The organism is Vallitalea sediminicola, assembly GCF_054408565.1.
This window is the reverse complement of the sequence record NZ_BTPT01000179.1, coordinates 1-273: the sequence shown is the minus strand read 5'-3', so window position 1 is coordinate 273 and position 273 is coordinate 1. Positions and strand designations below refer to the sequence as shown.

The following is a 273-nucleotide window of genomic DNA, read 5'->3' as shown; positions in this document are numbered from 1 at the left end:
TTCAAGGTGCTGCAAGTGACTGGCAGAACTTGAAATAATGGAGCAATTCCTTCCTTAGATAATGTTTCGCATATGTTCTTTAATTCATCATATGTTGTAGGTACACTAAGTCCAAAAGAATCAAATAATGTCTTGTTATATTCAATACTGATTACCTGAGCTTCAATAGGTAAGAGATTTAATTTGGTATCTCCATCTGCATTTCCTAAATATAATTGATTCAATACTACATCAGCAAAATTTGACGACCAGTCATCTCCCCATGTGTCTTTT

1 pseudogene is annotated in these 273 nt (G+C 33.7%); it reads right to left on the bottom strand.

The window, feature by feature from the left end:
• Positions 1–273, bottom strand: a pseudogene (locus tag ACX6CF_RS26330) (hypothetical protein); the annotation flags it as partial.